This window comes from Vibrio makurazakiensis (genome assembly GCF_050337375.1).
Classification (GTDB): domain Bacteria; phylum Pseudomonadota; class Gammaproteobacteria; order Enterobacterales; family Vibrionaceae; genus Vibrio; species Vibrio makurazakiensis.
On the sequence record NZ_JAKJSW010000182.1, the window covers coordinates 1 to 8578 of the forward strand.

The 8578-nt window shown below is 41.5% G+C and carries 8 protein-coding genes; 4 read left to right on the top strand and 4 right to left on the bottom strand.

Annotation, left to right across the window (positions count from 1 at the left end; genetic code table 11):
* Positions 1-149: 149 nt before the first annotated feature.
* The 3 genes from L4C33_RS16905 to L4C33_RS16915 form a co-directional block, all read right to left on the bottom strand.
* Positions 150-245, bottom strand: a complete 96-nt coding sequence (locus tag L4C33_RS16905) for a methionine/alanine import family NSS transporter small subunit (RefSeq protein WP_145958556.1) — start codon at positions 243-245, stop codon at positions 150-152.
* 2 nt (positions 246-247) lie between these two features.
* The gene (locus L4C33_RS16910; RefSeq protein WP_428813584.1) at positions 248-1708 is read right to left on the bottom strand and encodes a sodium-dependent transporter; all 1461 of its coding nucleotides are present in this window, start codon (positions 1706-1708) and stop codon (positions 248-250) included.
* A gap of 500 nt (positions 1709-2208) precedes the next feature.
* Positions 2209-2802 (bottom strand): outer membrane protein, encoded by a 594-nt coding sequence (locus tag L4C33_RS16915; protein ID WP_428813585.1) that lies wholly within the window; start codon positions 2800-2802, stop codon positions 2209-2211.
* Positions 2803-2948: 146 nt separating this feature from the next.
* Between L4C33_RS16915 and cydH the strand changes: the two genes are divergently transcribed.
* Positions 2949-3038 (top strand): cytochrome bd-I oxidase subunit CydH, encoded by a 90-nt coding sequence (cydH, locus tag L4C33_RS16920; RefSeq protein ID WP_428813586.1) that lies wholly within the window; start codon positions 2949-2951, stop codon positions 3036-3038.
* Positions 3039-3066: 28 nt separating this feature from the next.
* Positions 3067-4215: a patatin-like phospholipase family protein gene (locus tag L4C33_RS16925; protein WP_428813590.1), complete on the top strand. Its 1149-nt coding sequence runs from the start codon at positions 3067-3069 to the stop codon at positions 4213-4215.
* Between the two features lie 95 nt (positions 4216-4310).
* On the opposite strand, the gene pyk is transcribed toward L4C33_RS16925, so the two are convergent.
* Entirely contained in the window at positions 4311-5756 is a 1446-nt protein-coding gene (gene pyk / locus L4C33_RS16930; protein WP_428813587.1) for a pyruvate kinase, read from the bottom strand.
* A gap of 302 nt (positions 5757-6058) precedes the next feature.
* Here pyk and mlc point away from each other — a divergent pair, with 302 nt between their 5' ends.
* A complete protein-coding gene (gene mlc, locus L4C33_RS16935; RefSeq protein ID WP_428813588.1) occupies positions 6059-7276 on the top strand; it encodes a sugar metabolism global transcriptional regulator Mlc in 1218 nt (405 codons plus the stop codon).
* A 174-nt stretch (positions 7277-7450) separates the two neighbouring features.
* Entirely contained in the window at positions 7451-8392 is a 942-nt protein-coding gene (locus tag L4C33_RS16940; protein WP_428813589.1) for a chemotaxis protein CheV, read from the top strand.
* Positions 8393-8578 lie beyond the last annotated feature (186 nt).

The window sequence follows — 8578 nt, forward strand, 5'->3', positions numbered from 1 at the left end:
ACCCAGAGCTCAACTTATATAAAGGACCTGAACTTCAGATAGGTGGGGCGTTAGGCCTAACTTATAAATTTTGATTGATAGAATAAAAAATGCCAGCGAAGTCGCTGGCATTTTTAAATTTTAAGACAGGTACTTCTGCCCTTAAATCGTTACTGCTTGTCCATAGCTCGCTTGATACAGATAGCTGCGCCACCCCAAGTGATGCCAAGGCCAAGAACCATCATGATAATTGCACTTGTAGTCATGATTAAGCTTCCTTCTTACTTGTAATATTGATGATAACGCCGATAGCGAGTAGTCCTGCAATCATTAACCAACCTAGAGTTAAGTCATAGCCGCCGTAACCGTCTGTTAGTAGTGCACTCAGTTTTGTCGCTAGGATGATTGCTAACATCACTGGTGTTACAAAGCGTAGACAAACATTAAACCAAGCGCCGATTGAGAAATCTGAAATTGCGTTTACATATTCACGTACGTCGCCGACTTTATTCAGTAGCCAAGCCATCAATAAGATTTCAATGAAACCACCAACCATGATACCAACGTTGTTCGCGAAGTGATCGACAAGGTCAAGTAGTAGTAGACCGCCGTTAGTAGCAAAAGCCATTGACACAACAACACCAACGCCAATGACGATGCTTGCTGCTTTTTTGCGGCTCCAATTTAGCTTATCCATGATTGCAGACGTCACTGCTTCCATAATCGAGATATGAGAGCTTAAACCTGCTACCACTAGTGCGAAGAAGAATAGTGGACCAAGAATGTATGGCGCAGGCAATAGGTTAATCGCCGCTGGTAGAGTAACAAATGCCAAACCTACACCGGCAGAAACAACCTCAGTAAGTGGTTTACCTTGCTCTTGAGCCATATACCCAAGTACTGAGAAAATCATGATACCTGCTAGGATAGAGAAACCACAGTTGATCAGTACTGTCATGAACGCATTGTTCGTGATGTCAGATTTCTCTGGTAGGTAGCTTGAGTACGCCAGCATGATGGCGAAACCGATACTTAGAGTGAAGAAGATCTGACCATAAGCTGCAGCCCAAACTTTCACATCCCAGATTTTGCTAAAGTCAGGTTCGAACATATAGTTCACACCGTCTAAAGCACCAGGTAGGAAAACCATACGGCCGATAAGCAAGATCACCATAATGAATAGTACTGGCATCATTACCTTAGATGCTCGTTCAATACCCGCTTTTACGCCACCGACAATAGCAGCATAGGTGATTGCCCAAGCTAGTAGCATTGCACCGGCAATTCCCCATTGAATGCTACCTAAATTCGTTGGCGAATTATCACCAAGTGCTAAGTATTCGCTGAAGAAAAATGCGTTAGTGTCTGTGCCCCAGCTTTGATTGAAAGACATACCGAAGTATGAAATTGCCCAACCAATTACTGCAACATAGTACACCGCGATGACGGCAGCTACGCCAACTTGGAACCAGCCGAGCCACTCAAACTTCGAGTTGATTCTAGCCAAAGTTGCAGGTGCTGAACCACGGTATTTTTGACCCATACTGAATTCTAGGATCATAAATGGAATACCTGCGGTAAGCATCGCAAATAGATATGGAATGAAAAAAGCACCGCCGCCATTTTCATAAGCCATGTATGGGAAACGCCAAATGTTGCCTAAACCAATAGCTGATCCTACTGCGGCTAGGATAAATCCAGCACGGGATCCCCACTGTTCTCGCTTCATAGTTTACTCCTTTACAACTTCCCTGAGGTATGAAGCTTCTTGGCACGCTTTGCTATAGGAAAAAGAGAAGGGGTGAGACTAGATAGTACATCGACCATTTACTCTATCTTCCATGAATAAGCAAAAGTTTAGATTAATATGTTGTTAGCGTAACAAGAACTCAGATGATTATTCTTAATTGTTTGATGTGTGTTTGCATTGGCTGAAATATTCAGCTGTTGCGTGATATTGAGATTAACGACTTCATAAAGTTAAAGCAATAGAATGGGGATGTTGTAAATTTGAGGGGCGCCAGTGTTTAAATTGTTAAAATTGTAGTTGCTAGGTGATATGTGCAACTTTTCAGCTCTATAGATTCTCAARTGTATCGTATTGATAATAATTATCGATATATAAAACTTAATTATAAAATCGAGCGTATGACTGAAAATCATACACTCTATAGATATATCCCCTCGTTAATAGAGTGGGAGGCGGTATATATAGCTTGTGAACCTTAGTTAGAAGTAAAAAGTTAAGCCGATACTTCCTTGAAATTGGTTCATCCAATCGGTTTCAAATTTAATGATGCAAGATTGTTGAGTAGTCGGGACGGTACAAACACCAGATGTGTCGTTATCTACGACTGTACCTAGCCAACGAATTTGGCTATTGAGTGATAATGTGTCGGTAAACTTATATTCAATCCCACCAAACGCTGAGCCCGAAAAACCGAGTTTGTCGTCTGCCCAATCTACATCTACATAGGAGGCACCAATACCTAAACCAATGTAGGTCGACAGTTTTTCGTTTGCAGGATAATAAATGCTACTTTGAAAGTGTAAATATTGAATTGAGGAGCTGAGCTTTAGGGTTTTGAGTTCAGATTGCTGATTGGAATAAAACAAGCCAACGCGCCCTTGCTCGAGGGGAGTTTCTACGGCAAAGGTAAAGCTTTCTGAACCTTCTAAATCATATGTATTAGCTTCTTGATCTTGTACGCTTCCGCCTGAGGTATAACCCACGAGTGGCGTGATGATTGCGTTTGATGCTGCTGAAGCGTAAAAACAAGTGAATAGCGAAATTAAGCTAGAGATTTTTGCTATTTTATTCATAGGGATATCCTTATCAAATCACCTGCTAATTGTGATGCTTACGTCAATATTGTGCGACTAATTTAGGCTATTCTTGAAGATACTTCACACAGCTGATACTACTTTAGTTACAACGTGTAACACTTATAATAATTCAAGAGGTGTCTATGGAACATGATCTGAAAAATGCTCTTCARATAGTAGTCTGTATCTTCGCTGTAATACTTACTTTTGGCTTCGTTGCCATCACAAGTTAGTATCAAATCGCAACCTTATCTGCCTATGATGAATAGCGGTTATGTAACAGAAAGTGATTCCGCAATAAACTTGGACTATTACTCTAAGTTTATTGTTGGAAAAACGGCATTGGTCGCTCAAGGCGGTGGCCAGCGAGGGATATTTACTTCTGGTGTTTTAGATGCCTTTCTTTATTCAAACTTTGATCCTTTCGATGAGTTTTATGGAACCTCTGCGGGTGCATTAAACTTATGCGCGTACGCCTGTCGAGAGCCTGGTCTAGGTAAATCCTTTATTTTGGACCTCACTACCGCACCTGAATTTTTTAACCTATTTGCCTATATTCGACACCGAAAAGGTCTAGGCATAGAGTGGGCGCTGGAACAAGTCTTGTCTTACCCGTATAAATTGGATCTTGACCTTGGTCGTCAGGTTTTAGGTGAACGAAAAATATACGGTGCCGTGACGGATACTCAAAATCTTCAAGACCATTATTTACCATTGCTAGGTGAAGATTGGTACAAAGTGATGCTTGCGACTTGTGCGATTCCACGACTTTATACCGACGAAATTCAAATTGGCTCTCAAGCTTATGTTGATGGCGGTGTTTCGGCCTGTATACCTGTTCAAGAAGCTTGGCGGCAGTCTGCCCGTTCTATTGTGGTTATTCGTACAGAACCAATTTTGGATGAAGAAGAACAACTCAGTGCTGTTTCAAGAGAAAACGCTGAAACAAAGGAAGTTGAGTGGTTCAAGGAATCCTTTAATAGTGTTCAGGAGCAATGGCAACAGAGGTTAGATCAATGGAAGTTTGATTGGTCTTCTTTTTTCCAACAGCAAATAGATCGCTCGAAAGAGCACAAGCGAGATCGACAACACCTTGATTTGTTGAATGGTGGACGTTGGTTATTTGGTGCTGATGATATTTACCGCTTGAGCCATCTTGTTGGAGATAAGTTTGATTCAGGCTTAGCTGATATGCTGATGGTTCATTTCCAAACCTATTCGTTGACACAAGACTTTTTGAATACCCCACCAGACGATACGTTTATTATTCAAATCGCCCCGAGTGAGCCACTTCGTTCAAGTTCATTAATGAGTTCGCAAGAAGAACTGCTCCATGACTACAATCAAGGTCTTGAAGCTGGCTATCAGTTCATTAAGACCTACCTCAAAGTAAAAAAGCCTACTGAGTAAAGTCATCAGCAGGCTTTAGATTCCATCTCTGTTTTCGGACCGATTAGCTTATACGCGATAAAAGTCTGAATCAGTCTATATTGACTTACATATTGTTAGGTTACGGGTAAAATTCGCAAACAGTTGGTTGAACCTGCGACATCCATTATATCGCCCTGAGTGATGATCACTAAGTCCCCAAATTTTAGTAACTTACGCTCTTTCAGAGATTTGAGTGTGTCGAGGGCAATATCTAAGTTGTTTTCTACTTTGGTATCGAAATAAATCGGTGTGACGCCTCGGTAGAGTGCACAGCGATTGAGGGTACTTTCGTTTCTAGACATCGCGAAAATCGGCATATCTGAATTTAAACGAGACATCATTAAAGCAGTACGGCCTGACTCTGTCAGCGTTACAACTGCTTTGATCCCTTCCATATGGTTTGCCGAGTATATGGTTGCCATAGAGATTGTTTCTTCGGCAGTAGCAAAGGTTTTATTGATGCGATAAGTCGACTTGTTTACTTCAGCCATCTTCTCGGCACCGACACATACCTCAGCCATGGATTTAACTGTTTCTACAGGGTACGCACCTGCGGCGGTTTCACCTGATAGCATAACCGCGTCTGTACCATCTAATACGGCATTGGCCACATCCATGACTTCCGCTCGTGTGGGCATTGGCGCTGTGATCATTGATTCCATCATTTGGGTTGCAGTGATGATAGTACGGTTAAGCGCTCTCGCTCGGCGAATCAGCTGTTTCTGTACCCCAACGAGCTCTGGGTCACCAATTTCGACTCCTAAGTCACCACGAGCAACCATAACAGCGTCTGACGCCATAATGATGTCGTCCATGTTTTCAACCGTAGCTACGGTTTCTGCTCGTTCTACTTTCGCTACGAGGTGTGCCTCTAAACCTGCATCACGCGCTAATCGACGAGCGTAATTCATGTCTTCGCCATTACGGGGGAATGAAACTGCAAGGTAGTCGACTTTGATTTGAGCCGCAGTTTTAATATCTCGGATGTCTTTTTCTGTGAGAGCTTCAGCTGATAAGCCTCCGCCTTTTTTATTAATCCCTTTATTATTAGAAAGGGCTCCACCGATGGTGACTCGGGTGTGGACTTTATGGCTTTCTACAWGAGTGACTTGTAGCTGAACACGACCATCATCCAATAGCAAAATATCGTTGCTACGAACATCATTTGGCAACTCTTTGTAGTCAAGTCCGACGGCATCTTGATCGCCTTCGCCTAACCCTAATTGACTGTCTAATGTAAAGCTGTCACCAACATTTAAGTGAACTTTTCCATCCTTAAAAGTAGAGACTCGAATTTTTGGCCCTTGTAGATCGCCTAGAATAGCAACTTGAACACCCAGCCTAGCGGCGATGGTTCGGACTTTTTCAGCCCGTTCTATGTGATCTTCAGCAGTGCCGTGAGAAAAGTTCATACGAACCATATTGGCCCCAGCGACAATAATCTCTTCTAGAACATTCCCTTTATCGGTTGAAGGTCCTAGTGTTGTTACAATTTTCGTTTTTCTTAATTCAACTGTCATTTGTATCCCCTAAGCGGAAAGGCTGAATTAAGTATATGCATTAATTGAAAAAAAATTGGGTAGGCAGTCGTTAACCTGAGAATTTTTTAATGAAACGAGAACTGATAAGAAAAAAAGATGTTTCATATAAAAAATTAAGTTAAAAATTGCGTAGCAAATAGGTAACTTTCAATAAACAATATGACTAGATACACAAAGATTTACGTATATACGTGATGCTTGTCACGGCGATATACCAAAGCGCTTCACAATTACTTCGCAAAGTAAAAAAATTGGCAGGTTGATGATTTCTGGAGCGTAAAATGTACATGGCTCAACCGGGCCATATTGATCATATCAAACAGGTCAATGCTGGTCGTGTATACAAACTGATAGACCTTAAAGGTCCCATTTCTCGCATTGATCTATCTAAGCAAAGTGAGTTGGCTCCTGCGAGTATTACTAAAATCACTCGTGAACTCATTGAAGCTCACCTCATTCATGAAACGACCGTCCAAGAAGCGACAAGTCGTGGGCGTCCTGCTGTCGGTCTACAAACTAATAACGAAGGTTGGCAGTTTCTGTCGATGCGTTTGGGGCGAGGGTATCTGACGATAGCTCTACACGAGCTTGGCGGTGATGTACTGATCGATACTAAGATCGATATTCATGAGCGTGACCAAGACGATGTACTTGCACGTCTACTACATGAAATCGATGAATTTTTTCAAACTTACTCAGAGCAACTGGATAGGGTTACGAGTATCGCAATTACGTTACCGGGCTTAGTAAACTCTGAGCAAGGTATTGTGCTGCAAATGCCTCATTACAATGTTGAAAATTTGGCACTTGGTCCTGAAATTTACAAAGAGACTGGACTTCCGGTTTTTATTGCGAATGACACAAGAGCTTGGGCTTTGGCTGAAAAGCTTTTTGGTAATTCACAGGATAACGATAACTCTGTTCTGATCTCGATTCACCATGGTTTAGGCGCTGGTATTATTCTTGATGGGCGAGTGTTACAAGGTCGACATGGCAACATTGGTGAACTTGGGCATATCCAAATCGATAAGAATGGCAAAAAGTGTCATTGCGGTAACCGCGGCTGTTTAGAAACGGTAGCGAGCTCTAAGGCGATCCGTGAAGAAGTCATGGAGCGTATCGCTGCTGGTGAAGAGTCTGTTCTGTGTGAGCTAGAAGAAATTACAATCGAAAGCGTTTGTTCAGCTGCTGCGAACGGTGATCCACTTGCTGTGAATGTGATTGAAAAGCTTGGTCAGTATTTAGGATCTGCGATTGCGATTGTGATTAACTTGTTTAATCCGGAAAAGATTTTAATTGGCGGGGTAATAAACCAGGCCAAAGAAGTGCTATATCCTGCGGTACAAAAGTGTATCGAAGAACAAAGCTTGCCGGTTTACCATCAAGACTTGGAATTGGTCGAATCTCGGTTCTATAAGCAAGCAACTATGCCTGGCGCTGCTTTGATTAAGCAGGCTCTTTATGATGGTCAGTTGCTTATGAAAGTAATTGAAGGTTAGTGTGGGCTAGCTCTTATAATCAGTTGTCATTATTGATAGTCTGTATAATTCCGTTATAGCTTAACCTACTATTAATATTACACCTCTTTAGGAATATCTTTAACGGTGGCCTTTGCCTAAGGATAGTGACTTAGGCTATGTTAAGTAGAGTTAGTATTTACACTAGGATGTAGTATGTCTGGAGTTTTAAACTCAGTTGACCAAAGAACTAAATTGGTTGGTGAGAACCGCCTAGAGCTGTTGTTGTTTAGTTTGAATAGCCGTCAATTATTTGCGATTAACGTATTTAAAGTAAAAGAGGTGCTTAAAGTGCCACCTCTAACGAAATTGCCAGGCTCGCATCACCATATAACAGGGGTTGCGACACTTCGTGGTGAGTCTGTTCCTGTCATTGATCTTCGCAGCGCGATTGGTTTTCCTGCCTCTTTAGATAACACCGGTGAAAATAATCTGATCATTACTGAGTACAATCGTAGTGTTCAGGGCTTTTTAGTGGGTCAAGTTCGACATATTGTGAATACCACTTGGACTGAAATTCAACCACCGCCAAAGACGGCTGGTCGTTCAAATTACCTTACTGCAATCACTCAAATTGAAGACGATAAGGTTAATAAGATTGTTGAAAYCATTGATGTTGAGAAGGTGTTGGCACAAATTATTGATTACGATGTTTCCATTTCGGAAGGTGTGCTAGATGAACGTCTTGCTCCTAAAATGATTGGTCGTAACGTTCTTATTGTTGATGACTCCTCTACTGCGCGAAGCCAGGTTAAAGGTACATTATCCCAACTAGGCTTGAATATTATCGAGTGCAGAGATGGGTTAGAAGCATTGAACCTATTGAAGTCTTGGTGTGATGAAGGAAAAGATATCTATCAAGAACTTCTTCTTATGATCACAGATGCTGAGATGCCAGAAATGGATGGCTATAAATTGACTCATGAAGTTCGTAGCGATCCAAGAATGAAAGATTTATTCATCACTCTTAATACGTCATTAAGCGGTAGCTTTAATGAAGCGATGGTTGAGAAGGTAGGGTGTAATCGTTTTATATCTAAGTTCCAGCCCGACTTGTTAGTAGAAGTGGTGCAAGACCGTATGCGTCAACTCATCTAATGTGAATGGTGTTTCGTTTAAACTTCGTGACACAAAATAAGTAATTTGCTAAATTTATAGTTGCATAGCTTAACCTATGTAACAACTATCTAACGTAACTTTTCATCAACATTTAAGGTAGTTCCTACAAGATGATATGGCTAACTTCAAAAGTCGTTATGACTTTGAGCTTGTTACTATATAGGG